Annotated in this window: 17 protein-coding genes; 9 read left to right on the top strand and 8 right to left on the bottom strand. The window is 54.9% G+C overall.

The window, feature by feature from the left end; translation table 11 throughout:
• Positions 1-128: 128 nt before the first annotated feature.
• Positions 129-923: a hypothetical protein gene (locus tag GRI44_RS13150; protein ID WP_160602191.1), complete on the top strand. Its 795-nt coding sequence runs from the start codon at positions 129-131 to the stop codon at positions 921-923.
• Here the strand turns inward: GRI44_RS13150 and GRI44_RS13145 are convergent.
• Positions 895-3,612, bottom strand: a complete 2,718-nt coding sequence (locus GRI44_RS13145) for a UvrD-helicase domain-containing protein (protein ID WP_232843143.1) — start codon at positions 3,610-3,612, stop codon at positions 895-897. The genes GRI44_RS13150 and GRI44_RS13145 overlap by 29 nt on opposite strands.
• Positions 3,613-3,855: 243 nt before the next feature.
• Between GRI44_RS13145 and GRI44_RS13140 the strand changes: the two genes are divergently transcribed.
• The 7 genes from GRI44_RS13140 to GRI44_RS13110 all read left to right on the top strand — a co-directional run bounded on the left by GRI44_RS13140 (position 3,856) and on the right by GRI44_RS13110 (position 14,006).
• On the top strand, positions 3,856-5,892 hold the full coding sequence (locus tag GRI44_RS13140; protein WP_160602189.1) for an AAA family ATPase: 2,037 nt from the start codon (positions 3,856-3,858) through the stop codon (positions 5,890-5,892).
• A 157-nt stretch (positions 5,893-6,049) separates the two neighbouring features.
• Complete coding sequence (locus GRI44_RS13135; RefSeq protein WP_160602188.1) at positions 6,050-6,505, top strand: hypothetical protein; 456 nt, start codon at positions 6,050-6,052, stop codon at positions 6,503-6,505.
• On the top strand, positions 6,505-8,004 hold the full coding sequence (locus GRI44_RS13130) for a DUF2779 domain-containing protein (protein WP_160602187.1): 1,500 nt from the start codon (positions 6,505-6,507) through the stop codon (positions 8,002-8,004). Before GRI44_RS13135 ends, GRI44_RS13130 begins: the two co-directional genes overlap by 1 nt.
• 5 nt (positions 8,005-8,009) lie before the next feature.
• Positions 8,010-9,038 carry a helix-turn-helix transcriptional regulator gene (locus GRI44_RS13125; RefSeq protein WP_160602186.1) on the top strand — a complete coding sequence of 343 codons (1,029 nt, stop codon included), beginning with the start codon at positions 8,010-8,012 and terminating at the stop codon, positions 9,036-9,038.
• A 9-nt stretch (positions 9,039-9,047) separates the two neighbouring features.
• Positions 9,048-10,088, top strand: coding sequence for a PGN_0703 family putative restriction endonuclease (locus GRI44_RS13120; RefSeq protein ID WP_160602185.1), 1,041 nt, complete (start codon positions 9,048-9,050; stop codon positions 10,086-10,088).
• 70 nt (positions 10,089-10,158) lie between these two features.
• Positions 10,159-12,096 carry a DUF262 domain-containing protein gene (locus GRI44_RS13115; protein WP_160602184.1) on the top strand — a complete coding sequence of 646 codons (1,938 nt, stop codon included), beginning with the start codon at positions 10,159-10,161 and terminating at the stop codon, positions 12,094-12,096.
• Between the two features lie 296 nt (positions 12,097-12,392).
• On the top strand, positions 12,393-14,006 hold the full coding sequence (locus GRI44_RS13110) for a tyrosine-type recombinase/integrase (RefSeq protein ID WP_160602183.1): 1,614 nt from the start codon (positions 12,393-12,395) through the stop codon (positions 14,004-14,006).
• A gap of 31 nt (positions 14,007-14,037) precedes the next feature.
• Here the strand turns inward: GRI44_RS13110 and GRI44_RS13105 are convergent, their stop codons facing one another.
• The 5 genes from GRI44_RS13105 to GRI44_RS13085 form a co-directional block, all read right to left on the bottom strand.
• Complete coding sequence (locus GRI44_RS13105; RefSeq protein WP_160602182.1) at positions 14,038-16,998, bottom strand: type I restriction endonuclease subunit R; 2,961 nt, start codon at positions 16,996-16,998, stop codon at positions 14,038-14,040.
• Positions 16,995-18,191 (bottom strand): restriction endonuclease subunit S, encoded by a 1,197-nt coding sequence (locus GRI44_RS13100; RefSeq protein ID WP_160602181.1) that lies wholly within the window; start codon positions 18,189-18,191, stop codon positions 16,995-16,997. The genes GRI44_RS13105 and GRI44_RS13100 overlap by 4 nt, the downstream gene beginning before the upstream one ends.
• On the bottom strand, positions 18,184-19,692 hold the full coding sequence (locus GRI44_RS13095) for a type I restriction-modification system subunit M (RefSeq protein ID WP_160602180.1): 1,509 nt from the start codon (positions 19,690-19,692) through the stop codon (positions 18,184-18,186). Before GRI44_RS13095 ends, GRI44_RS13100 begins: the two co-directional genes overlap by 8 nt.
• A complete protein-coding gene (locus GRI44_RS13090; protein ID WP_160602179.1) occupies positions 19,689-21,191 on the bottom strand; it encodes a type I restriction-modification system subunit M in 1,503 nt (500 codons plus the stop codon). Before GRI44_RS13090 ends, GRI44_RS13095 begins: the two co-directional genes overlap by 4 nt.
• Positions 21,192-21,598: 407 nt before the next feature.
• Entirely contained in the window at positions 21,599-22,336 is a 738-nt protein-coding gene (locus tag GRI44_RS13085) for a hypothetical protein (protein WP_160602178.1), read from the bottom strand.
• A gap of 326 nt (positions 22,337-22,662) precedes the next feature.
• On the opposite strand from GRI44_RS13085, the gene GRI44_RS13080 reads away from it, so the two are divergent.
• Entirely contained in the window at positions 22,663-23,901 is a 1,239-nt protein-coding gene (locus GRI44_RS13080; RefSeq protein WP_160602177.1) for a hypothetical protein, read from the top strand.
• 154 nt (positions 23,902-24,055) lie between these two features.
• Here the strand turns inward: GRI44_RS13080 and GRI44_RS13075 are convergent, their stop codons facing one another.
• Complete coding sequence (locus GRI44_RS13075; RefSeq protein WP_160602176.1) at positions 24,056-24,601, bottom strand: recombinase family protein; 546 nt, start codon at positions 24,599-24,601, stop codon at positions 24,056-24,058.
• A 390-nt stretch (positions 24,602-24,991) separates the two neighbouring features.
• Positions 24,992-25,279: a type II toxin-antitoxin system RelB/DinJ family antitoxin gene (locus tag GRI44_RS13070; protein ID WP_160602175.1), complete on the bottom strand. Its 288-nt coding sequence runs from the start codon at positions 25,277-25,279 to the stop codon at positions 24,992-24,994.
• Positions 25,280-25,547 lie beyond the last annotated feature (268 nt).

The following is a 25,547-nucleotide window of genomic DNA, read 5'->3' as shown; positions in this document are numbered from 1 at the left end:
TTCGCACTTTGCGTTCCTGGGGCCGCAGGTCTCTTAAGCTTCTTTGGTCTCGCCACGCTACGACACGCATGCCGTTGAGCGACTGTTCGCCGCTAGTCCAGCCAGCGCCTTTCGGCTAATGCCGCCGCATGCCACTACAAATATTTGAGAAATTCGTCCCGACGCTACTCAGCCTTGGTGACGAAGAATTGCGCAATCCAGATCATGTTTCGTCACTCCAAATGTTCAGAGAGCAGGTTGGCCAGCGCGAGCTAAGCATGATCTATGCCCCGTTCGATCATGTGAACCAGGGTGCTCGAGTGGTTATCGTGGGAATGACGCCCGGTCGCTTTCAAGCAGTAAATGCGCTTGTCGCCGCACGCGATGCATTACGGAATGATAGTTCGGCGAGCGACGCGGCACGGATCGCAAAAACTCACGCAAGCTTTTCTGGTGAGCCCATGCGCGGCAACCTCATCGCGATGTTGGATGCGATCGGCGTCGCGCGCTGGCTTGGCATTGGTTCAACGGCAAGCCTGTGGGCCGGAAATACACATCACGTGCACTTCACGTCTGCGCTTCGCTATCCGGTTTTCGTGGACGGTAAGAACTGGTCTGGAACGCCAGACATGGTCCGGACTTCTGTCTTGCGCTCAACCTTGGAGGACTACACTGGCAAGGAGTTGGCTAAGCTACCGAATGCCCTGATCGTTCCTCTTGGCCCAAAGGTGTCGGCGGCCATGCTGCATTTGGCAGACTGCGGATTGATCGATGCGGACAGGGTGCTCACGGGGCTTCCTCATCCTAGCGGCGCCAATGCCGAGCGGATTGCCTATTTCCTAGGCAAAAAAACGGCAGCGCAATGTTCGTCGAAAACAAACCCGGCCACAATCGATGCGGCGAAAGCTCAATTGATCAAGCGCGTGCAGCTTTTGACCAGCTAGAGTTCCCGGGCGAGCGACGAACTGCGTTTCCAGTCGTTTGCCTGGTATTCCGGCAATTGGGATATTGGTTGCAGCCAAAGAAAGTCGATTCATTCGGCCCCTGTCGTTCGACCATCTGCCCCACGAGACAGGATGGGCATTGGTCGAGTTCTTCTCCGTCAACCGTTTCAAACCGGACGTTCTCGCCTGCTATCTCGCATAGCTCGCGAATGTAGCGCGAGGGCTTACGATCATTCGCTAGGAGGAACGTTCCGCGGCTCGCTCGCGTGAGCGCGACGTAAAATAGTCGTCGCTCCTCAGCATACGAATAAGTCTCCGGTCGCGGGATCACCAGGTTTAGAAGTTCGTCGTCTTCGATGCGGCTTGGCACACCATAGTCCCCTTCGCTCACGTCGAGGAGAATCGTGTAGTCCGCTTCCAAGCCCTTTGCGCGATGGAAGGACATTCCGTTGATCTCGATGTTGGCGTAGTCCGGCTTATGGCCCTTGAAGGGATCGAGGTGGTTGTATCGCCACAGAACCAAAACTTTGAGCTGGTGCCCTGGTTCTTTTCGCCATTGTTCTGAGATGCCTTCGAGGAATGCATCGAGACGCGCAAGCAGGGCGCGGCAGGCATGGTCGAAGCTGGGCTTTTTCCATTCGACCTTGACTGGAACGACCCTGATCGAGCGCGCGATTGCTGGGCGTGTCGAACGCACAGTCTTCCTGATCTGCTCCGGGTTACGCTGCACGAATTTTGCAGCGGTCTCGGCTATTAGCTGGTTACAACGATACGTCTGCTCGAGCCGGCCTTGCCAGCACGGTCCGAAGTTCGCTTCAAATTGCGTGAAAATAGTGATGTCCGAGCCAGCAAATCGATAGATAGATTGCCAGTCGTCCCCGACTGCGAAGACCTTGCTGAAGGGCCGTTGATGCTTGAGCGCCTTAATGAGGTTGGCGCGCGGATCCGAGATGTCCTGAAATTCGTCGACCAGGATCAGCGAGTAGGGGCTCTTGTACCTCCCACCCTCAACCAGGTGCACGGCATCGCCGATCATGGAATCGAAATCAATACGCCCTTCCTCATCGAGCTTTTGAGAATAGGCTTGTGAGATCTTCCAGACAGTTTCGGCAAACCGGGTGGCGCGCGCCCTATCGTGAAGGCTCTTCGCGCGTTCGAGCAACATATCCAGGGTGAGGTCGCTGGCGCGGATGTGCTTGATGCATACTGCGATCAGCTTGTGGTAATGCTTGATCACCACCGGCTCGAGCGCTTCTAAGATATCATCGGTGCTGCGCCTTTCGAGCGGGATCTCTCGCTTGACGAGCTCTTTCTCCAGATGAGCAATAAGCGTGTCGTCCGCAGCCTGCGCTGATGTCGTCTCGAAAAAATCGAGACCGTCCCTGCCATAGGCCAGCCGCTTCTCGCGTGTATGTGAAGCGTAGTTCGCAAATGGCGATGAGCCATCCGCATTTATTGCGAAGTGTTCGTGGAATGTCTCGGATTGCGGATAATAGAAGTCAGGGTGGACGTGGCGGATAGTCCCGTCGGCATCGCTTACGGATATCTGCCGCTCGTAATCGAACTGGATAGAATTTACCCACAACCAGTCAGCAATGCGCTTTTCCTGCAAGGACTTCACGAACACGCCTGCCAGGGTTCCGACGGTGGCTGAACTCTTGTCGATCCGGTCCGCGATGTACCGTCGGTAATCGTCTTCTGAATCAAAACTTTCGACGGGGAGGTCCGCCTTCTGGAAGATCGTGAGCAGATCGATCCATAGGCGCTCAAAATCCGCATCATTCGCCATCAGCTCTTTGATCAGCTGATCGATGAAACGTGCTTCTCCGGCCGGGTGCTCGACCCAGTTCGCCAGCTGAGGAGGTTTGCCCTCCGTCTTCTCAATAATCCCCCGGCCAAGTGCGTGAAAGGTGGTCACCTGACATCTAAGATCTTCCTCATCGACCTGCAGCTGGCGCGCGATACGTTCTTTGAGTTCTACAGCGGCGCTGCGGTTGAAGGCCAACACGAGGATTTGCTCTGGTTCGTAAAGGTCTTTCTCAAGGGCGTAAGAGACCTTGCCGACCATGGTCGCCGATTTTCCTGATCCCGCAGACGCCACAAGCAAATTATTGTCTTCGAGGCGGATGCAGGCTTCTCGTTGCTCCTGGGATAGGCAAAACCCTCCGAGATCATCAAAAAATGAACTGAACCTCTCCAGCTCAGTCACGACGAAACTTTCGTTGTACTCACGCCTGACGCCCGGATCGGTCAGGAATTCGAACGACTTTGGTAGATGTTTTTGGAGGGATCCTGGCAAGAGCGCCGGTTCAAACAAGGGATGGGAGAGTGCCTTGGAAGCTTCACCTGGAACTTGGGATATCGCCTGCGCAATGTCAGCGTGTGCCAGATATTGCCTACTGCGTTCCGTAATCTCGCGGATCCGCTCATCAACAGTCGCTAATTGGCCCGTGTTTTGCTCAATGAGAGTGGAGAGGTATCGATTGATGAATGTCAGTATCTCTGAGGCGATCTCCGCGGCGCCAGTTGCCCCGAGGCCTGAAAAGCGGTGAGTTTCCTCAGTGGTCCGGATTTCGACGGTATGCCAGAGCAGACCCTTGGCAGTCGAAACGGCGTTGATCTCGAGACAGGCCAAATCGAAAGCGCCGTCTGAAAAGCACGAAAGGCGGTCGCGCACCGAGCCGTTCATTACCAGCTTCCAGCTTTGAAGACGGAAGAGGCGGGCCCAAAAGCTTGGCCTGAAAGTTCGGTTGCGGGTTAACATCACTTCGCCTCTGCCCATCTCCCGCGCCGAAGTCACCGGGACGCGAACAATACGATCCTTTCGCTGGTAGCATTGAGTATTCGCTGAAAACTAATGATTTCAAAAGCGTCACCAGTCTGGCCGTTGATATGTCCGGATTTGACGCGGCAGCCTTTTATACCAATCGGTATGAGAAATCGTAAAGCGCTCCGCAGCAGAAACAATTACTCCCACGGGATGCATCAGCCCGCCGCATCCAGCGACGGCGAAGCGATCCGTTTCCGACTCGCCTGGGCAGACGCTGTGAGCCGCCTTTCCCCTTTAATGCTGAACCGTCATGGCGAAGGGCTGCTCAGTGTTTTCTCACGAGTGAAGATCGACGATGCCGATCTGCCCGATGTTGATGCAGCAGATATCAAACCGTCTGATCGACCGGCACTAATCAAGGAACTCGCTAGCGCGTGTCGTATTAGTGCGGGGCATGTACGCAAATCTGAGCTCGACAAGATCATTGGCTGGCTTGGTGAGCTGCTCGGCCTGGACAGTCTTGATCAAGCGATTGTCTCGCTGTTCGCACGGGTCAATCTGTTTGAAGAATGGCAGGAGCTGCTCGATGTCTTGCCGGGTAATCGGGGATGCCACCTGACTCCAGCCGCAATGGCCCCCATCGTTGGCGCTACGCCTAACGCCGTTGATCGACGGCTCCATATATCGGCACCAATCTGCGTCGGTGGGCTGGTCGACCGGGACCCTGACGGGGAATTTTCGGCAGCCAATTATCTTCTTCGCATTGCCCGTTCCGGAGCGAGGAGCAAGGCGCAGCTTGTCCGCACCCTGATGCCGCGATCCTCGCGCTCTTCATTGCTTTGGATGGATTTCGATCACTTGGGCGTCCCCCGGGAGATTGCCGAGAAGCTTGTTTCCAGCGGCGAGGCCGTCTCAATTCTTCTCTACGGGCCGCCCGGCACGGGCAAAACAGAGTTTGCTCGGCTCCTGGCCTCGCGGGCCGGTGCGCACGCACTGTTTGCCGGTGAAGCTGATGATAGCGGCAGGGAGCCGCACAGACGAGAACGACTGGCCCATCTCATGACGCTGCGCGCCATTACGCGCGGGGATCAGAAGCATTTGATCGTGATGGACGAGGCTGACGATGTTCTCCTCCTTGACCCAGAAGAACGCGGGCACCGCTCGAAGCTCTGGCTTAACAACCTTGTCGAGAGTGGCGCACGCCCGACAATCTGGATCATCAACGAACCTCGCCGACTAGAGGAATCGATCGTCCGGCGAATGGATCTTGCCATCGAATTCCCGAAACCTTCTCAATCGGTCCGCGAACGCATAGTCCGCAGGCACATTCGCAAGCAGCGGCTCAAGCTGTCGGACGACACAGTCGCGCAGCTTGCCAGTTTGCCAGCAGCTCCGGCGATACTCGCATCTGCGGTCAGGGGTGCCAAGCGGGCTGGAGGCTCAGACTGCGAAGTTCTCGCTATAGGCAACGAGCTCGTCTCGGCGGTCTCGGGACGGCGACCATCACCCTACCGGTTTCACAAAGTCTATGACCCGGCGCTCTCGGTTGCCGACGTCGACCTCGCTGCTCTCGGCTGTCAATTGAATCGGGCAGGCAAGCTCGGTTGGAGCCTGCTCCTGTCGGGGCCATCGGGAACCGGCAAAAGCGCCTTTGCAAGGCATCTCGCTGATCAGCTGGGGATGGAGGTGATTGAGAAGCGGGGCTCTGACCTTCTCAATCCCTTTGTCGGAGGCACCGAACAGCTCATGGCCGAGGCGTTTCATGAGGCCGCGCGGTCTGGCGCTATGTTGCTCATCGATGAGGCCGACGACTTTCTTGCCAATCGTGCAGAAGCCGGCAGGAGCTGGGAACGCAGCATGGTCAACGAGATGCTTCGGCAAATGGAAGGGCTGCGGTATCCTTTCGTGGCGACTACCAATCACGCAGCAATACTCGATCCCGCTTCGCAGCGCCGGTTTACCCTGCGCGTCGCATTCCAAACTCTCGATGCGCAGCGCGCCCTTGATCTTTTCGAGCGCTATTTCTCCATCGAGTATCCGGTGGAGCTGGCTCCGCCTCTTGACCAGACCCCAGGTGACTTCGCCGTAGTTGCTGCGCGGGCCAACCTGCTCGCCGTCAAGGAAGCGCCTGTCCTGGCAAAATGGCTGCGCGAAGAGGCGGAAGCGCGCGGGCCGGTTGTCCGTCCGATCGGCTTCTGATTACGCGATTGAATACTCACTCAAGTCGATTTCGTTCGCATCAAGCCAGACACCAACTTTTCCATTGCTTATCAGGCAACAAGCTTACTATGTCCGTTTTTGTCGGGGATCGGTCTTAGAGGTTGCTCCAACAGAACGATTGAGGAGCAAGCACGCCATGGAAGTCGGTGACGATGAAGGCCCGATCATTTTGCTGCCGGTTCGCCAGCGAGGCAGCGGGATCACCAAGGCCAGCGCTCGGTATCCCGCCCAGCTTTTTGAGAACCCGCTTTGGCTTGTTGCCCATCTGGTGGAACACGCAGACGATCTCGATCGCGAATTCTGGCTGGGGGTTTGCGAAGCTTCGCCCGAGAGCGAGGTTGGGATCGCAACGTCAGGTGCCTGGTATTCCAAGGAACTCATGAATGAATTAGGCGGGATGAACCGTCGCTCGCGCCTTCCCGCAAGGGCCAAAGACGAGGCCGAGAAATTCGCGGGCATGACGTATGGTGCTATATCAGAGCCACCACTGACCGCGATCGACATCATCATCGAAAATGCCGGTGACGCGTTCGAAGATATCGCTCACGCTTTTGGCGATTTGCCGCACAGCATCATGATTTCACGCGCTTGATGACCGAGGCTGCATCTCAAGTTCGCCGACCCGGGCTCTCCAAATCACGGATCAGTGCTTTCGAGCAATGCCCGCGACGCTTGTGGCAACAGGTCCACGCGCGGGAGCGCTCGGAAGTCGATGCATCGACGCAGATGAGTTTTGCAGCAGGGCATGCGGTAGGTGACCTCGCCTGCGCCCAAGTCGAACATGGCATCATGGTCGAAGCGGAACCTGATCTACAAGCTGCGCTCGCCCGTACAACCGAACTGGTTGCCGCTGCCGACCGACCAATTTTCGAAGCCACCTTCGAGCATGAAGGCGTGCTTGTGCGGGTCGATATTCTGGTCCCCGAGCGCTCTGCGGCTGGGCTCGTGTGGCACATCTATGAAGTGAAAAGTTCAGGTAGCGCCAAGCCGTATCACATTGGCGATCTTGCGACCCAATATTGGGTAATCGCAAATTGCGGCGTCGCCATTGCAAGCGCTTCAATCCGCCACATCGATACCAGTTTCGTGCTTGAGTCGCCCGGCGATTACACCGGCATCTTCAGTGACGCCTCACTGCTGAGCGATATTTCTGGGATCGCCGCAACGCGGGACGCCATGGTCGAAGAAATCCGCCAGATGCTCGCGGGTGAAGAACCCGTTTGCGCAACCGGCAAGCATTGCAGTGCGCCGTTCTCCTGTGAATTCTCAGGTCACTGCTCGAGTTTCGAGCCCGCCGGCCCTGCGTGGCCTATTGGTGAGCTGCCCAACACCGGCGCACGTCTTGCCGAGAAGTGGGCTGACGCCGATATCTTCGAGATCGCTGAGCTTCCCGAAGACGCGGGTCTCAATCCCCTTCACACGAGGATTAAAGACGCAGTCCGCACAGGCGAAGTCTATCTCGATGCCGCAGGGGTCAGGAAGGCTACCGCCGAATGGGCTTTTCCCCGTATCTGGCTCGACTTCGAAACCATCGGCTTCGCTATCCCGCGCTGGGTGGGCACCACCCCCTATGGCCAAGTCCCGTTTCAGTTTTCCGCGCATGTTGAACAAGCAGACGGCGAGCTGGACCAAATCGAGGCGCTCGATCTTTCAGGTGAGGATCCCCGCGAGGCCATTGCCGAGGCGCTCTCAGGTCTCCCGGGTGAGGGCGCCGTCATTGCCTGGAACGCAGGGTTTGAGCGGCGCTGTTTGCGCTTGCTGGCGGAGGTGGTGCCCTGTCACCGCGATGCGCTTCTGTCGCTCGCCGAGCGAACGGTCGATCTGCTCCCCGTCGCCAAGAACAATTACTATCACCGCGACCAGCGGGGCAGTTTCTCGATCAAGGCGGTGCTTCCCACGCTTCTGCCCGAGCTGGACTATGGCGATCTGCAGGTCGCTGATGGCGGGGATGCGCAACTTGCCTATATCGAAGCAACCGATCCCGATTGCCCGGACGAACGGCGCGCCGAACTGGCGGCTGGCCTGATTGCCTATTGCGAGCGGGATACGCTCGCGATGGTCGAAATCTATCGCAAATTGGCCGGGGGCTAGGAGCAATGGCCGAACGCCGCAAAGCGCCGCTCGACCGGGTCCTTACCTTGGTGAGGGCACTTGCCGACAGCGTTGAGGGATTGACGCTGGACGAGATGGCGGAGGTTCTTGGACAGCAGCGCCGGTCTGCCGAGCGGGCCCGCGATACGATCGCCTTTCATTTTGACCTCGACGAAATCGAAGATGGCAGACGCAAGCGCTTCCTGATCCGTGACTCGCTTCGCCGCCATTACGTCCGTCCGAACGCTGCCGAATTGGCGGCACTTCAAGCCGAAGTGCTTGCAGCGACCAAGGCGCAGTCTCCCCGGGCAGAATTGCTCGATGCGCTTCTGGTGAAGCTTCGCGCCAGTTTCGACGGCATGGAAAAGCGCCGCGTCGATCGTGACTTTGCCGAACTCGCCCGTTTGCAAAGGACGCTGGTTGGACCAGGCGCCGTGGCAAGGGTGGCGTCTGAAACCTTGGCGGCAGCGTCTCAGGCGATCTTCGCCGGCCAGTGCCTTGAGTTTGATTATCAGCGCGAGGGTGAGGATGAGACGGTATGGCGCAGGGTAATCCCGCACGGCATTCTGCATGGCAGCGTTAGCTATCTCGTTGGGGCTTTTCCCAAGGGTGGCTATGGATTGGTGACCTATCGGCTCGACCGGATTGAGAACGCACTGGTGTCGGAAGTTGCTGGCGCTGCGCCGGAAAACTTCGATCTCGATGAATGGCTGGCCGACAGTTTCGGCATGTTTCGCGAACAAACCCATCAAGTGCGTCTTCGCATTTTGCCCGAAGCTGCTGAGCGAGCAAAATCCTGGAGATTCCATCCTAAGCAAGAGCTGACCGAACTTGCCGACAGCGGAATACGGATAACCTTTACCTCAGGGGGGCTGCTCGAACTCGCCAACCATCTTTTCACATGGGCCGGCGATCTTATCATCGAGGGTCCTGATGAACTGAAAACCGTGATGGCAGAGCAGCTAGAAGCAGCGCAAACAGCGATTGAAAAAGCGCCAGATGATGCGTCCGAAACTGACGTACAAGGAGCATAGATTAGCCGGATGGAAAACGAAGACGATAAACCCGCTAAGCCCTTGGCTCATTTCGCCAAGCAGCAGTACCGTCAGCAAGAGCAGTTTTTTGCGAGCTGCGATGAAGCCGTTACCGGCTATCGCGGTCAGGCAGTCCGATTGATGCCGGAGAGCTGGGCGGCAAATTTCCACCCGGACTATCGGCAACGGATTGTCGATAGCTTCTCTTATTCTGACAAAGATACCCAGTCGATCGGATGGCACACTCATGCCAATCACGGCGCCTCGTCGCAGGTGTGCTGCGTCAATTTCCTTTTCCCCTTCGTCGATCAACCCAACCTGCTGGCTCGCTGGATCGATCACGTTTTGGGTGTCGAAGGTGCGCAACCTGAAGTTATCGAACGCCGCAATGGTGAGGATCATTACGTCGCCTTCGAATGGTTTCCCGAAACCGATTATCTCAATGAAGCTGGAAAGAATGGAAAGGGGAACCGCGGAAGCAATTCAACATCCGTTGATGCAGCGGTGCGCTATCGCATCGGCGATGAGCTTCACCTGCTTCTGATCGAATGGAAATACACGGAAAGCTATGCGTCGAAGCGCGATCCCAAATCTTTAGCTGGAGATCCGACCCGGATCGCCCGCTACCAGAACATCTGGCAGCGGCCGCACGGCCCCATTCGTGCCGACCTTGACGTCGAGCTGACGGAATTCTTTCTTGAACCTTGGTATCAGCTGCTGCGACAACAGATGACAGCATATCATGCAGAAACGGACCCATTAAGCCCTTACAGCCGGGCAACACTCCTTCACATCTCGCCGAACGGCAACTTTGACTTGCACAAAGTAAAGGGCAATTTTGGTGCGCTTGGTGATGATGTTTTTGAGGTATTTGCATCTCTATTGGAGGGGAATTTTCGCGACCGCTTCAAATCGATCAATACCGCGGACGCTTTCCGATTTCTGACTACCGAACCGCGAACCGAGTGGATGGATTGGCTTCGAGCCCGATATCCCGCCCTCATCCCAAACGCTTCTAGAGAAGATTCTCATGGAACTTCAAGAACGTAATCGCTTGCACAGTGCGATCATAGCAGCGACTGAGCACACACATTAGAAATTGATCAGCGAAAGCAACACAATGGAAATTAAGAATTTTGGCGCTCAACTTTTGACGATGCCAGAGATTTTCGCTGATAATTATTTCGTTATTCCGGATTACCAAAGAGGTTATGCCTGGGACGAAAAGCAGGTTCAGGATCTTTTGCAGGATCTCGATCACCTTATCGATGATGGAATATCTCAGAAGCATTACACCGGCACGCTAGTCCTGAGCCATGAAGGTCGACCTGATCGTTTCAACGTCGTCGACGGACAGCAACGGCTCACAACCTTGGTGATATTAGCAAAGGCCATATTTGATGAACTCCCCAAAAACGAAAAGTCCCGGATTGAAGGCCTTTACATCAGAAGGGGGAAACTTGGTTCCGCTGAGCATGTTCTGACCCTGAATTCGGATACACGACGATTCTTCGAAAATGTCATCTTGGATGACCGGCCGAAAAGCAGTGAGCCAAGCAGACTTGAGTCACATGATAGGCTGGTCAAAGCTTGGAAGATAATCAGGAAATGGGTTCAGAAACGGATTAAAAGCAAGACGGCGATTGAGAAAATCCTTCTCACCTTAGAAAGCGACATGGGGTTCATTGTTTTTGCTCCCAAGGAAGACGCCGAGACTGGCGTGATGTTTGAGGTCATAAACAATCGGGGCAAGGACCTGAGCGAACTTGAGAAAATCAAGAACTATCTCATTTACTGCAGTGTGAAATTAGATGCTGCTAAGCTTCGGGAGAATATCGATTCAGACTGGTCTGATATTCTGAACTACCTTCATGCAGCTAACAAAACTGCAGACTCAGATGAGAATTCGTTTTTGCGTTATTGCATGGCAGTCCATTTCGGGTTGAGTAAAACCGATAGCCAGCATGGCTACATCGAGCTCAAGAAATTGCTGGTGCTAGATCAAGCGATTAGGACCGACGATTCGCGAAACGCCGCGGTTAAAGCGATTATGAGCTTTGTGGAATTCCTGAAAAATGCCTCGCATTGGTACGCTCGGCTTTACGGCCAAGTGCATCAAGGCCTGAGTGCCGAGCTTGTTCAGGTCCTCGATCAAATTAGAGGGCAAGATCGCCAAGCTTCGATAATGCCACTTTTCTTAGCTCTTGTGGTGAAAAATCACGCTCTAGACGGTAACCTGGAGCGCTTGCTGAGGCTCCTCGAAACCCTGAATTTCAGGGTTTATATCGCTCGGAATATGACGAGCAGAAACGATAGCGGCCAAGCTGAATTGTTTAGGTACGCTTCAGCGTATTATCACGACAGGCTCATTGAAAATTTGGATGTATCGGCGGAAATCGAGGGCGTAGATTCGGAAGACAAGGCGCTCGAGATCCAATTGCTAGAATTCATTTTTTGGAACGCTCCTGAAAGCGAATTTCTAGGCTCATTCATGCTTCGCGAAGGCGAAATGGATGATTTTTATCAATGGAATGGTTTGCGGTATTTCCTCATGAACTATGAGCAACATTTGCAGCCCAACAAGACCATCAGAATAGACCGAATTTTGAAAGCTCGGAAGGAGGGCAAATCGAACGACTATCTTTCGATCGAGCACCTTTGGGCCACTCGGAACCGCGCGGAAGAGGGGCAGAACGTTCGCCCCGTCGATAAACATGAGCGCAGGCGTTTGGGGAATTTTGTGTTGTTGGAGCTTAGGCTCAACATTCAGGGGGATTGTGATGATCTCGAAGCAAAAAGCACTCGTTACCTCGAGGGTTTAAACGGTGAGGCAGGTACCGATCTTCAGCATGTTAAAGAGGCTGTGAGCGCAGCCCAAAAATCTATCAAGAAACGTCAGGACAAGAAGCGTCTCAAAAACTTCTATCTTGAGCTTTACCGGGAGATCAACGACCGAAATGAAGCTCGGTATAAGAAGTTTGCTGCCCAACGCTGGTCGCTGGCTCAGTATCTTGGATATAATGAAATCAAGGCTGCATATGAAGAGGACGAGGAGTAGAATTCAGCAAACCAGAATGGCGGTAGAGGCGACCAGCGAGTCGCATGCCTTTTCGAATTTTCGAGTCCCAAAAAAGGCATCAAACCAATGCAGTAGTCGCCGTTCGGGGGCTTAATTGCGGGCTCATTGAAGAAGCTAAGAAAATTTCATGAGTAATTTCAGAATCTTAAGGCATTAGTGCGATGCCTCTTCTGGGCACCATACACTCCCTAAGCCCCTGAAATAAGAAAAGTTTCAGGTTTTCGGCCATTTGTAAACGCTCTTGTCGTACACACACTCGTACACAGGATCGATAGATGGAACTGAAATTGGACTACCTTCGGCGCGACAAAAAGAGTGGCCTCCTTACATACCGTAGACGGTTCCCACAGGAGCTCGTGCCGTTCATTCCGAGCAAGAGCCCCTCTGGTTCTGGCCGTAAGGAACTGAAGGTTTCCCTTAAGGCCTCCAGTATGAACCATCCGGTAGCAAGAGCCCGCTATGAAGAGGCAGAGCGGATGTGGGGCGAGATCGTCGACCAGGCTCGTAAGCGGGCCAGCGGCACCTTCGATCAGCTCGATGCCGAAACAATTGCTTATCTCGCATCTCACGTGGTCAACGAGGGCCTAGAGATCGATGCAGAAGTTCGGCTCCTACCTGAGCCAGCGGATCGAAAGAAGCAGAGAGCCCAAACGCTCGCTGCGGTCACCCTCGAGGACCTGACCGAATGGCGAGAGATGCGGGCCGTTGGCGACATTGAGGGGATCATTGGGATATGGGGTTATGAGGCGGCAAGTTTAGCTGAGGTGGAAGGGTTTCGCCTTGACCAGAACTCACCCTCACACGTAGCACTTTGCAGTGCCATCCATGATGCCCAAATTGCAGCGAGCGAAGGCACCCTCGAGAGACTGAAAGGCAATTCGGTACCGACACCGCTAATTGCAAAGCGACCTGCTAAGGCCGCTCAGATTGACAAAATTGCTATCAGTATTTTTGATATTTACGAACGCTATGCAGCCGTGCCAGGTAGAAGCCTCAAGACGGTTGCGCAGTGGCGTCGATATATCAAGCATTTGGTCGACTTCGTAGGGACAGATAATATCCTAGCGATGCAGCACGATGACCTTGTGGCCTGGCGCAATCACCTTCGGGATCATGCAACCTACAAGGGTAAGCGCTTCTCGGCGAAGACAATCAATGGCAGTTATCTGGGCGCGGTTAACGCTGTTTTTGCTTGGGCGAAGGGAGATGCGATAATCCCCGCCAATCCAATGCTGGAAGTGGCAAAAGTGAAGCTGCCCAAGGCACCGCGGACCAGGGGCAAGGGGTTCACTAGCGAGGAGGCGCTTACAATCCTCCGAGCCTCTCTGCAGCCTCCAACCTCAAATGAGAAAGAAGATCTCCGCAATGCGAAGAGATGGTGCCCTTGGATTATGGCTTATTCGGGTGCGCGAGTGAACGAAATCACTCAGCTGAGAAAGCAGGATATATTCGAGCAAGATGGCGTCTGGGTAATGCGCATTACACCTGAGGCCGGAACAGTGAAGAACAAGGAGTCCAGACTGGTGCCCCTACACAGCCACCTGCGGGCTCAAGGTTTCCTTAAGTTTGTGGAAGAGCGTTCTGATGGGCCCTTGTTCTACAATCCGGCTAAGCGGCGGAGCGACAATGCCATCAACCGACAGGCGAATCGCCTTGGTTCCAAGCTCGCAGAGTGGGTTCGTTCAGTCGGAATTGTAGGGGTTATGCCAAACCATGCTTGGCGACATCATTTCATCAGCCAGGCCGTCCGCTACCGCTTCGACCCAGCGATAACTCGGGCGCTGACAGGTCATGCTTCAGGGGACGTCCACGGTGACTATGAGCACGTCGGGGAATTTGTTGATGTGCTCTCCCGGGAAATAGAGCTGATCCCCCCCTTCAAGGTGTGATCAAGCTCGACTACGGGGGCGCACGTTCGATTCAATAATATTGGCAGACATAAAGGTAGGCACGGTCAAACAGGTCGGTATCCTGATGGAGCTTGTATTTGAACAAGGTCTGCCGCAGCGCCTTCTTCACTTCCCGCTCGCCGGCATGGGTTTCCTGCCAGCCATCGAACCTGACTGCACGTACGATGTCATCTATATCGTCGACCACGCGCTTGATCATGATCGGTGTATCGCCCGTTTGCGCTTCCTCGAAGAGCTCGGTCAGAGCCGCCTTGCCCCGGTCGCGATCTTCTTCGGCAGGCGCTTCACGCTCCGCCTTGACCACATCCTTGGCCAGTTCGAGCAGAGCCTTCAGAAATTCAATGCTGAGAAGTAGTCCCTGCTGATGCCGCTCTTTGAGATCTTCGAGCCTTTGGCTTAGCGCCTTGAAGGTCGGGTTGCCGGCATGCTTGCGAAGGCGAGCAGTCAGTTTGACCGAGATTTCCTTGCCCTTCTTGCTAGGATCGGGAGTACCCAGCACCGCTTCGAGCAGATCGGCATCCAGAACAAGCGTGTCGAGGTCATCACGCACCGTGTCGACATGGACATGCTCATGAATGAGTTCAATCGTCTTAGCGCCGAGCTTGTGCCACAAAAGCCGGCCCGTACCGGTTGACGGCTTTAGCGATTCATAGACCTGAGCAAGCCACCGGTAGTCCTTCTGGAACGCCGATAGAACGGGATCAGGCGACAGTGCTTCCCAGATCCGGGCAAGGACACTGAATTCGGCCGCATAGGCATCACGACGGTCGTTGTTGGGCAGACAATCCTGAGCTGCGATCAGCCCTTCATACCCTTCCAATTCTCGGTCGACCCCCGTGAAATAGGCAAGGCACTTCTGAACCTGGCCGGGCAGAACGGACAGCAGCTCTGCGATATTGGATACCGCCTTCTTTGCGCTTTCCTCGTCGAAATTGAGAGCCTGGGCGACATCGTCAAAGACACCGAGATAGTCGACAATCAAACCGTGCGTCTTCTGCTCGCCGTAAGGGCGGTTCGTCCGGCAGATGGCTTGAAGCAGTGTGTGGTCGCGCAAGGGTTTGTCTAGGTACATCGTCTGCAGGATCGGCGCATCAAAGCCCGTCAGAAGCTTCGACGTAACAATGATGATTTTGAGCGGATCCTTGGGATCGCGGAACCGGTCGAGGAGCTTTTCCTCTGCGTCCCGGTCGCGCTTGAACTGGGCATATTCAGTCTCACCGCTGTTCACCGACATGACGATGTCTGACGCCTCGGGCGGAAGAAGCCGGTCAAGCTCCTGCTTGTAGAGCACGCAGCTCTGCCTGTCGAAGGTCACCACCTGAGCGCCGAACCCATTTGGCTCCACTTTCGCCTGGTAATGCTTCACAATGTCGGCGCAAATTGCGCTCACGCGCTCAGGCGACTTCACCAGAATGGCCATCTTGGCCGCTTCCTTGCCAAGCCTATCGCGATCATCATCGGTAAGGCAAGCCGTCAGTTCAGCGTAGGCCTCTTCAATCGCTTCTTGATCAATGTGCAGATCGACCAACCGTGGATCGAAATGTAGCTCCTTGGTTGCACCGTCCCGGATGGAATCGTTGAGTCCATAGCGGCTCATATAGCCGCCTTCGTCCTCATCGGCGCCAAAGGCATAGAAGGTGTTCTTGTCGCTGCGATTGATCGGAGTGCCGGTCAGGCCAAAGAGAAAGGCGTTGGGCAAGGCCTCGCGCATCTTGCGCCCCATATCGCCTTCCTGGGTCCGGTGAGCCTCGTCGACCATGACAATGATGTTCGAGCGATCATTGAGGACGCCTTCGGCCTCTGCGAACTTGTGAATGGTAGTGATGACTACCTTGCGAGCATCCTTTGCGAGCAGCTCTTTAAGCTCCTTGCGGCTATCTGTCCGCACCAGGTTTGCCATGTCGGCGGCATAGAATGTGCCTGAGATCTGACTGTCGAGATCGATCCGGTCGACCACAATCACAACCGTTGGGTTCTTGAGTGCCGGATGCAACCTGAGTTTCTGCGATGCAAACAGCATGAGTAGCGACTTGCCCGAGCCCTGGAAGTGCCAGATCAGGCCCTTTCGCGGCTGGCCGGCGACAACTCGCTCGATGATCTTGTTGACGGCTTCCACCTGCTGGTAGCGGGCGATGATCTTGATCCGATGCTTACCCTTCTGGATGGTAAAGGCAGTGAAATTTGCGAGCAGATCCAGCACCATGGCCGGACGTAGCATGGAAATGACCGCCTTCTCGACCTCGGCCAGGGACTGAGGGCCATCCTCATCCATGCGCCAAGGGCCCCAGATGTCGACGGGCATACGCACGGAACCGTAGCGATATTCCTTCCCCTCTGTGGCGACCGAGAAGACATTCGGTACGAAGAGTTCCGGGATGTTCTTTTCATAGTCTTCATTGATCTGGAGCGCGGCATCGAGCCAGCTCTGGCTGGAGCGGACCGGCGTCTTCGCTTCGATCAAGACGAGTGGCAGGCCATTGACCAGCAGGACCAGATCGGCGCGTTTTTCGGTCTTACCGGCGCGGAAGGTAAACTGCTGCGTGACGACGAAGCTGTTCTGCTCGATGTCATCGAAGTCGATCAGGCGGATCGTGACATGCTCGCCGTTTGGACCGAAGGGCATAGAGCGTTCGCCGAGCATCCAAGCACCGAATTCCTTATTGGCCTTTACCAACCCGTCAGAGCGGGCGCTCATGACTATGGCACGGAGGCGGTAGAGCACGTCGTCCACGAGCGATGGGTTGGCGGCGATGTCGGGGTTCAAGCGCAGCAGCGCTTCGCGCAGATAGGTTTCAACCAGCGTATCCTGCGGATGGCGTGGCAAATTAGCGGGACCGACGAAATGCCAGCCTAGGCCGGAGATCGCGCTACCCTCACGGGCTAGGCCAGGCACCACAGTTGTCGGACTAATCGTCCCGCTAAGACGGTCACAAATAAAGGCTTCGACGGTGTTGGCTTCGTTGAATGTCATTCAGAAATACCTTGTTTCGTAACCTCTGAGATTATTTGTCCAAGGCTCTTAATTCGTTGGGTAAGTCTCGAAGATGCTGCGTGACATTCACGAATAAATTCTACGGTTTCACGCTGAAAACTGATCGGTGGGAGGGGTAGTAAGATTCGCGTCAGATTTGAGGCGTTAACATTTGTTTGGCTGACGCCCCTAGTTGCGAAAGACATGACTTGGCGGCGTCCAATATGAGCATTTAAAAATGCACAGAGGTATTCTGGATCAAGCTTCTCACGGTAGGTCTGGAGACGCACGAGATAGGATGCGAAAACGTGCTCCGCGCCAAGGTGGTACACCCCGGTTCGGCCAACTAAGTCAAAACTGTTCGTGCGATTGAAGAGTATGTCGCCATCGAATAGACGATACTTTTCGAATTCGCCGTCTGAAAGATCAATGTATTTAAGGTCGTTCTCAACTACCCGACCATCTTCCATGTTCATCATTCTTAACATGGGGTACTGCCCGGTTGATCCGGCCTCTACAGAAAGTCCGTACTGGTTTTTCGTCAACAATTTCCCAATTGGCAACAGCGGCCAGTCTTCGAAATAGGGTCCAACTCGTTCATGCCGGTTTGCTGCGCCAAGTAAAGAACCCCTTAGTCGCGCATCCAAAAGTGAAGCGTTCATAGTTGTGAGTGTCTCCAGAGACCTATGAAGTTCGATTTGAGCGTTTACTGCGGCTATAAGAGTTTCTACCAAGCGCGCCTGCACCTGGATTGGCGGTAGCAGGAACTCTTCCTTCGCCAACGCCTTCCAGTTGATGGTGGGCGAGAGCGAGCCCACCGAGATGCTCAGCGCACGCTCCATAAACAGATCGCTCTGCATGAAGAAGGGCAGGAAATCGGGCAGCACCGTTTCCGGCTTTGCGCGAAGCACCATGGCATGCGCTGAGCAGATGCCATGGAAATCCGCCACCGCAACCTTGCGTTGATAGACGCGGCGTTTGCCGAAGATTACGTCACCCGGCTCAAACGTCAATTTGGTCGATTCTACTTCACTGGGATCGCCCCACCGACGGATGCGCAAACTTTCGGGATCAAGATGCTCTAGGCCGACATAGCGGCCTACTTCGGTCTCTGCGGGCATGACCCGGTGACTGATTTGAGCTGCCATCTTATCAAACCGGTAGCTGCTCAATTTCGAAGCTTTATCAAGCATCGGCATCCTTCCCAGATTCCAACTCGTCAAGCATATCGACTAGCGCATCCATGCCAGTCCAGAAATCGCGCCCCTCTGCATCGAAGGCGCTCCAAGAGTCCTTGAGGCCTACAGCCTCGTCGGCAGAGATCTCAGGCTTGGGTTTCTTCACATAACGGGCAATAGAGAGATCCCCGTCGGCCGCCAGCACATCGGCAGTGCGTACAACGCTTGCGAAACCAGGCGCATTGGTAAAGCCCTGATAAGCATCAAGGATGTGCTGCTGGTTTTCCGGCTTCAGAAAGCTCTGTGCTCGCTCACGCTCGATCTCAGCTACTGCGTCTATGAACAGGACCTGCTTCTGACGTTCGGCTGGCTTCTTGCTGCGGCATATAATGACGCAGGCCTCCATTGGCGAGTTGTAGAATAGCCCCGGCCCGAGCCCGAGCACACATTCCACCAGATCAGTCTCAATTAGATTGCGGCGCATCTCGGCTTCTTCGTTGCGAAACAATACGCCATGCGGGAACAAGACCGCGCAGCGTCCGGTCTCCGGGTCCATGCTGTTGAGGATGTGCTGGAAGAACGCATAGTCGGCCCGGCCTTGCGGAGGGGTGCCGAGGAAATTCCGTCCCCAGGCATCGCTGGTCCAGGCGTCCCGATTCCATTTCTTGATCGAATATGGCGGGTTGGCGAGCACGATGTCGTAGGATCGAAGCTTGTCGCCTTCCACGAAGGCTGGATCAGAAAGAGTATTCCCGCTGGCGACCTGAAAGTCGGACACCCCATGAATGACGAGGTTCATCCGGGCGATGGCCGCAGTGATGTTAATTAGCTCCTGACCGTAGAGGCCCATCGTTCTGGTGTCACCTCCATTACGCTTGACCTCTGCCAGGCATGAAATGAGCATGCCGCCAGTGCCGCAGGTGGGGTCATAGACATCTTCTCCTGTTTGAGGATCCAGCATCTGCGCCATCAGATGCACAAGCGTGCGGTTGGTGTAAAACTCCTGCGCGGTATGCCCGCTATCATCGGCGAACTTCTTGATTAGATATTCATAGGCATTGCCAAGCTCATCCTCGGGCACTGCGCCAAGCGACAGGTCGTGCTTCGAAAAGTGCTCGATCAGGTTCTTGAGCGTCGCGTCGGGCATCTGCCCCTTGTCGGTCCATTGGGCATTGCCGAAAACTCCCTGTAGCCGCTCGGGATTGCTCTTTTCGATTTCTTGAAAGGCGGAGAGGATGGCGCGTCCAACGTCAGTCGAAGTGGCGCGGACGTCTTCCCAATGCGAACCTGCCGGTACAATGAAACGATCATTTGCGGTCGAAGTGGCATACCCTTCGTCTCCTGTTTCCTCGAACGCTTCGCGGTAGTCCTCATCCCAGACGTCGGAAAGGCGTTTGAAGAACATCAAAGGGAAGATGTACTGCTTGTAATCGCTAGCATCGATCAGCCCGCGCAGGAGCGTTGCAGCACCCCACAGATAGCTTTCGAGCTCGCGCTGGGTAAGGCGCGTGCTCATTTCAGCCACCCTCCTTCATTGAGGACAGTTCGCAGATTGTCTTCGGCCAGCCGGGCATCTGCAAGTGCGGTCTTGAATGCCTCAATCGCTTCGGGGAGTGGGGGAATCTCATCACCGATTGGCGGCAGGACATAACGGGAAATGTTAAGAGTCCACCCTTCCTTCTCGATCTCCTCGATCGCTGCCACCTTGGCGCGATCCACAACATCCTCAAATGCCTGATACCATTTTACGATCTTGTCCGCGTGCCCGGTGTCGAGGAAGTTCTGTGCCCGGCCCTTCCGGAACTCGCTCGACGCGTCGATAATCATAACCTTGCCTTTGCGGTCGGCTGGCTTCTTGCGCCGGAGCACCACAATGCAGGCTGCAAGTGAGGTCCCGTAAAAGAGATTGGGAGCGAGGCCGATCACGGCTTCGATCAGGTCCTCCTTAAGCAGCTGAGTGCGGATAGATCCCTCAGCCGACTTTCGAAACAAGGCGCCCTGAGGAAGCACCACGGCCATCCGGCTGTTGCCGCTCGGCGCCATCGAGGCAATCATGTGCTGTACGAAGGCATAATCCCCGTAGCTCTCAGGCGGAATACCATAGGATGCACGACCCCACGGGTCGCTCTCCCATAGCTCACGACCCCATTCCTTTAGTGAGAAAGGGGGATTGGCGATTACACAATCAAAGGTTGCGAGACCGCCTGTGCTGGAATCGGTGAATGCAGGACTTATTAAGGTATCCTCGCGGGCAATCTCAAAGTCTTCAATGCCATGAAGCACCAGATTCATGCGCGCAATTGCGGATGTCGTGAGGTTCTTTTCCTGACCAAAGATCTTCCCGTAGAAGGTCCGCGGATCACCACCTCGGTTTGCGACATGCTCAATTGCTCCGAGCAGCATACCGCCCGTTCCGCACGCAGGATCATAGATGCTCTCTCCTTCCTTAGGATCGAGCAGTTGCACCATCATACGCACGACGCTTCGGGGGGTATAGAACTCGCCAGCTTTGTTCCGCCGGGTCACGTCAGCGAACTTTCCGACAAGATACTCGTAGGCGTCACCCAGAACGTCGGTGCTGACTTGCGAGTTGCCCAGTTGGATTTCTGAGAAACCTTCGATCATGTCCTTCAAAAGCTCGTCGGAGAATTTCTCCTTGTTGCCCCAGTCCGCCGTGCCGAAAACGCGAAAGAGCGTGTCAGGATTGGCCCGCTCGATCTCACGCATGGCATGGAGCAAGACCGAGCCGACATTTGCTGGCGCCTCCCTTACGTCATTCCAATGGCAGCCTTCCGGCACCTCAAAGCGATGAATTTCAGGGAAATGCGACGGGTCGGCCTCACCATAGAGTTCGCCAGCCTCAAGGGTCTCCTCGTCCCAGACGTCCGATATGCGCTTGAAGAATAGAAGAGGGAGTATGTACCCCTTCCAATCCGTGCGATCGACGGCAGATCCGCGCAACGTATTTGCTGCATCCCAGAGTGAGGACTTAATTTCGCGCCCATCCGATGTCATTGAGTGGCTCTATGTCCTTTAGGTCTAACTGGAGCTCGAACTAAGCCGTGCTCTGTTCGTAGGTCAAAGGTTGAGCTTTGAATAGCTTTTGCGACAGACAAGTTATCCTCTCGGTCGAAGAAAACCCGTTGATTAATCAGCGTCCTCCTAGTCATCTTTTGAAAAGCCTCCGCCGTTTCAGGGCTCAACTCGAGTGGTCATCGAGTCGGGCACTCTCTCATTGAACTCCTATTCATCTGGCGCGAGACCGACTTCGTCCACCTCCCACCCTGATCCGGGAGGTATAGAGCCGCGCCAAGGCGTAGTTAAAAGCCACCCTCGAACTTGGGGTAAAATATGGGAAATTGCTGGCAGCCGTCTGAAGGAAGGCTTCGATGGAGTGAAACGACATGGAGGGAAGTAGGGCTTCACCAGTCACTTATCGTGTCTCCTGCCCCATTTATGGGATCAGCTATCGGTAAGCCAGCGCGTCGCAAGTACATCCACCCGTGATTACCTGCAGCCTCTGGGAAAGGGGCAACGCCAAGCGCTGAATGGTAGTGCCGCATCATCGCTCGCTGCCGACGATTTTGGGCTTGAACAAACTGATCGGAATCGGAACCCGAACCCTCATATTCTAGCGGAAAGGCCTTGAGGACCAGAAGGCTCCAGTCCTTGTTCATCCCGATTAAAGCATTTGCAGCCCGTGCAAAGCGCCCGCTATTCGAGAACGCTGGGTCCATCCATGCTCGGGTCAGTTCCAGGATCGTTCCATAATCTGACACTTCAGACAGTTCTTCCCAGTGGCTGCATAGAACTTCTGCGAGCTCCATCAGTGTGGACGACATCGCATCCGCCCACTCAAAGAAGGAATGATTGTCGATCAGGGGTTCAGGACAGAGTTCAGTGAACTCAAAGCTTCCAGCATGTGTGTCACCTGCATACAGTTTCGCTTTCGTTGTGCACTGACGAACTGATGGAAAGTCGGGATCAGGAAGTCGCCAGCGGGAACGATGATAGCGAAGCTGGAGCTTCTCCCCTTCGTGTTCAAGGGTGACCGTGGAAGTCGTCCGTAACCTCCCTTTCTCGAATACTGGGTCGCCACTCTGGCGTCGGATGCGGTCGCTACTTCTTGATGTCGCAAGTGCACATTTAGTTAAGGCCATTTGATGGCGCTCCTGGTTGAAGCGCGTGGTGCCTTAGTGACACCCGGAGCCGTGGTTGTTGGCAGTATCTGCCATAGGGCTGATGGATGGTCCAGAGCCTATTGCGACGGGTTAATGGCTCCTCGTTATCAATGTGTTAAGCCGGGCCGAATAGTTTCTGTCTACTATGGCTTAAGGGGCACCTGGGGTTGGCCAAAGGTGGCTTAAAGCACCCTCATAAATGATGGTAGGGCTAACCCTATATGCACCTCTTTACGCCCCTATCTGCCCTCAACTTAGAGGACCGTACAGCCGACCGAAGGGATGCACGGACTTGCGCCCGCTCAATGCTGCTGAAGGGCTACTTGATGTCCCCTGAAGCCAAGGCCTTGATGGATGTAGTGTTAAACACCATCATTGTTCCCTTCAGGAGAACCCAAGGTCAATTTCGGCCGTCGATGGTTCCAGCTTACCAGGCTATTATAGAGGCCTTCCTTGCCGACCTACTTCGAGCTGCTGCTGATGGCCGCTGGAGCAAGCTATCGACCGACAATGAACACTTGGGGACTGTTCCAGGTGGCCGAACGGCTCTTGGTGTCATGCGATCAGCTCTGGGTAGCCAGGATTATATCGAAGAACTGCCTGGGTACTTCAGAACCGAAGTGAGCTTTGGTCAGAAGCGAAAGAAGCACAGCCGTACCTGCTTCAGGCCCACCAAGAAGCTGATCGACCTGGCTGATGAGCTGGGTGTTAGCCTGTCCTCCATTCGTCAGCATTTTGTAGCAAGACCAAGCGCTCCACCCAGCCGTGCAGAAGTTCTGATGTTAAAGGCTCAGCCTGCAATAAGGGGAGAAAAGCCGAAGCTGCTGCCATTGCCGAAAGATGACCCCAGGTGCAGCCTAATTATCCAGGACCTGCAAGAGCTGAACGCATTTCTGATGCACGAAGGGCGTATCGCAGGGTTCACTTTCGCGGGCTTGAGGCGATCCTTCAACAATGCGGACCACCCAGATTTCTCCTATCAGTGGCATGGCCGGTACTACAGCATGCTCGGAGCTGATCGGTATGAGGCTTTTGAGGGCGGCAAAGAGACCAGGGAGCGCTTGATCATAATTGATGGGCTGCCTTCCAGAGAGCTCGACATCAGTGCGTCGCATCTTACCATTCTCCACGGGTTGCTGGGTGTTCCATTCGATAGCGCCAAGGACCCCTACGAGCTCGATGGGGTCAAAAGGGATACTGTAAAGCAGTGGGTAGTGCTCGCCTTAGGTTCGTCTGGAGCGTCGAACGGGGGCAATCCCCTGCTTGCGGCTAAGAGGGTTGGCCTGAAGCGCTATCCGTTCCTGTCGCAGCTTCACGGCCTTGGAATTGGTCCTCTCGACCTGCACTATCACGAGGCCGAAATCATCCGGCTCGCAATGGAGAGCTTGATGAAAAAAGGCGTTGGTTTCTTGCCAGTACATGACGCTTTGTTGGTTGCTGATGGGAACCAAGGGCTGGCTGAGGAGGCCATAAAGGAAGGGTTCTCGAGGTATTTCATCCATCAACTTGGGATGACAAGCGCCCCCGAGCCAATCCTGAAGTAGACCCCGTGGAGGGACCTAGGTCCCTATACAACCGCGATGACGCATACCTGAAGGACTGCGCTGCACCACTGTTCAATTGCATGCCAGAGGCCTCAACATGGCTTGTTTGGCCAGTCTAAGGGTGTTCAGCTTACCCGTATATTCTCTGAACAGATCATGCTGCCAACGCACGGTAAACAGACGCCCTGCCGATCTTGAGCTGCCTGCTGATTTGGGTCGGATTGAGACCCTCATCCTTCAGCCGCCTTACGTCTTCCACAGGCACCGAGGGCTTGCGGCCCTTGTAGACACCTGCCGCCTTTGCTTTGGCTATGCCCTCCATCTGACGCTCTTTTCGCAGCGCCGTCTCGAACTGGGCGAACACGCCAAGCATCTGGAGGAACGCGACGCCTGCTGGGGTGGTTGTGTCAATCGGCTGCTCTGTCGCCTGGAGGTGTGCTCCTTTGGCCCTGATGGCTTCTACGATGTCCTCCAGGTCCTTCACGGATCGCGCCAGGCGGTCGATGCGGGTCACCACAAGAGTGTCGCCCTCGTGGAGGAACTCCAGGATCGTATCGAGCTGCTCCCGTCCCTGCCTGGTCGTGCCGCTCTTCTTCTCTGAGCGGACGATGGTGCAGCCAGCCGCCCTCAGCGCGTCCTCCTGGATGGTGCAGTCCTGGTCTTCGGAACTTGCCCGTGCGTAGCCAATGGTCGTGGTCATGATGAATGCGTCTCAATAGCCTCTAAGACCATTGTCGCTAAATGTCCGTAATGGCAATGTCAATGCTATTGAGACACCTGAACTGTCTCAGGCAGTTGTGTCGTTGGGGTAAACCATGCGGACGTAATAGGCTGTCCGAATAGGTAAACTGAGGATGGCTTCAGCACATATGTCGATTGGGTATGCCCTAGTCGCAAATGGGTCCCCTTGCTCTTAGCCGATGGTACCAGAGGAACTTCTGATCAACAGATTTGAGTTTGACACCTTCGCTAGGGGTCGCCTCGTAGGTCGGACCCTGAGCGCATCGGAGCGCTTTTATTAGCACGAATTCAATATCCGCCGCATTGCCTGTTCACGTCAACTTGAGCCAAGCGCGTCCCTGACGATGTTTTATCCGACCTTACTCGACGTCGCCTCTTCGTATTCATTGAGGCCAGCAAGTAGGTCGGTAGAATTGGCAAACTGCTCAAGCTTGCCGTCGCGGCCTTCCAGCATCGCGTTCTGAGTTTCACGGTTGGGTATGTGCACATCGAAAGGCAGAGCTTTTTCTTCAGCGACCCTAATCAGCAGCATGCGGATGGCATCAGACACGGAGAGGCCCATCTTGTTTAAGACAGCCGTGGCATTCTTCTTAAGAGCGGCATCAATCCGAGCGCGGACAACCTCAGCTGCAGGCATGGTTCATTCTTTCATTCGACATCGAAGGCTACAATGTAGCTACGAAAATTAAAGTAGTCTTTAACACCAGTGCGTCAACCCGCACCCCCTTCCTGGACCATCCCCGTGAGCACGGACAGCACATCCAGCACATTTCAGCACATCAGCACAGTCGAGTACAGGAAGAGCGAGAATATTATGTTGAGAATACAATAACAAACTTCATTCTATGCGCATTATATATTGCAAAAGTAACTTTATAACGAGATATATACAACAATCTCATGAG

Origin of the sequence: Allopontixanthobacter confluentis (genome assembly GCF_009827615.1) — a bacterium.
Taxonomy (GTDB): Bacteria; Pseudomonadota; Alphaproteobacteria; order Sphingomonadales; family Sphingomonadaceae; genus Allopontixanthobacter; species Allopontixanthobacter confluentis.
This window is presented reverse-complemented; position numbering and strand designations above follow the sequence as displayed.